Origin of the sequence: Polaromonas sp. (assembly GCF_031411155.1) — a bacterium.
GTDB lineage: Bacteria > Pseudomonadota > Gammaproteobacteria > Burkholderiales > Burkholderiaceae_C > Polaromonas.
In genome coordinates, this window is sequence record NZ_JANOAL010000215.1 from 1 (window position 1) to 1961 (window position 1961).

Genomic DNA, 1961 nt, shown 5'->3' on the forward strand with positions numbered 1-1961 from the left:
TCCGGGACCAACAACGGCCCGGCGGGCTTGCTGACCATCAGCGACACCACGCCGACGGCATTCCAGACGCTCACGGCATCCGCCGCAGGTGTGACCGATGCGGACAACACCGCTACGGCTGGGGCCATCACCGGACCGATCAGCTACTACTGGCAGTTTGAAGCGGTACCTGGTTCGGGTGTTTTCCAGGACATTTTGGCCGGAGCAGCCGTCTTGCCTGTGAGCGGGCCGACCTTCACGGTCACCCCGGATCTCGTGGGGCTGAATCTGCGCGTCAGGGCGGTCTATCAGGATGCCAATGGCGTGCTGGAAACGGTGTTCTCTGCCGCTACCGCAGGCGTCGCAGCCGGGGTTGCCCCAGCCGCAGCGCCGCCCATACCGGCCGAGTCGCCAACGACCAGCGCCGGAGTGCATTTCATACGGTCTGATCTGCAGTTCATACTCGACCAGATTCTGATCGCGGAAAAGCATTCAGTACCGGGTACGGATTTGGGCTCCCTGCTCCCCAATCCACGTATATCCATGGGCCTGCGCACCGTGGACGGGTCACTAAACAACCTGGTACAGGGCCAGAGCCAGTTCGGTGCGGCCGACTCGACCTTCCCGCGCCTGGTTCCGGCAAATTTCCTGAACGATGCGGATGGTGACACGTTCGATCCGGACGGCCCCGGCCCGGCGGGCCCCATCAGCAATACAGACTATGGCACAGCCGGTAGCGTCGCCGATGCGGATCCGCGAACCATCAGCAACCTGATCGTTGACATGACCGCTAACAATCCGGCTGCAGTAGCAGCCAATGGCGGCGCCCCCAGCGTTATGAGCCCTGGCCTGGATGGCGTGTTCGGTACCACCGACGATAGGCCTGTGTTCTTCATTCCGAACGTGGCACCGGACGTTGGCCTGTCGGCGCCTTTCAACTCGTGGATGACCTTTTTCGGCCAGTTCTTTGATCACGGCCTGGATCTGGTGACCAAGGGCGGTAATGGCACGATTTTCATTCCGCTGCAGCCCGATGATCCACTGATCGCCGGCGCGGACGGTGCATTTGGAACTCCCGATGATCTGCCAGCCAGCCAGCGTTTCATGGTCGTGACGCGGGCCACGCAAGTGGCGGGCCCCGGCGCCGATGGAATACTGCTTGACAACCCAAATACCGCCGTCAATGAGGCTGCCGACAACACCACGCACGAGGCGATCAATACCACCTCGCCGTTTGTCGACCAGAACCAGACCTACAGCTCGCATCCCTCGCACCAGGTGTTCCTGCGCGCCTACCAGTTCAACGCCGCAGGTGATCCCGTCGCCACCGGCAGGCTGATCACCAACCGCTCCTTGGGAGCCGATGGCAAGTTCGGCGCCCTGGACACCGCGGGCGGAGATGACCACGAGATTGGCGGCATGGCTACCTGGAAAGTGGTGAAGGCGCAAGCGCGCGATATGCTGGGCATCAACCTGACCGACGCCGATTTCGACAACGTGCCGCTGCTTGCGACCGATGCCTATGGCAACTTCATCAAGGGCGTGAACGGCTTCCCGCAGGTGGTGATGGCAGGCAATGTACTGGTCGAAGGTGATCCAACCGCCAATGGCGGGCTTGGCATCAGTCTCACGGGTGCCCTGCGCACCGGCCACGCCTTCCTGAACGACATCGCGCACAACGCGGTGCCGGTCTTCGTCGGCGGTGTCTTGGCACCAGACGCCGATACCGACACAGGCAATGCCGTCCCCGTCAACCCCTTGACCGGAGCGAACCTGGCGTACGACAACGAGTTGCTCGACGCGCACTACATCGCCGGTGACGGCCGCGTCAACGAGAACATCGGCTTGACGGCCGTGCATTCCATCTTCCATTCCGAGCACAACCGCCTGGTCCAGCATACCAAGGATGTGGCCATCGCCTCGAACGATGTCAGCTTCCTGAACCAGTGGCTCTTGAGCCCCGTCGCGGCAATTCCGGCTGA

General features: G+C 62.4%; 1 protein-coding gene. It reads left to right on the top strand.

Features of this window, described 5'->3' with window-relative positions; translation table 11 throughout:
- Nucleotides 1-27: 27 nt before the first annotated feature.
- Nucleotides 28-1961 (top strand): peroxidase family protein (locus RMO23_RS13630; RefSeq protein ID WP_309682485.1); only part of this gene is annotated, 1934 nt, incomplete at its 3' end.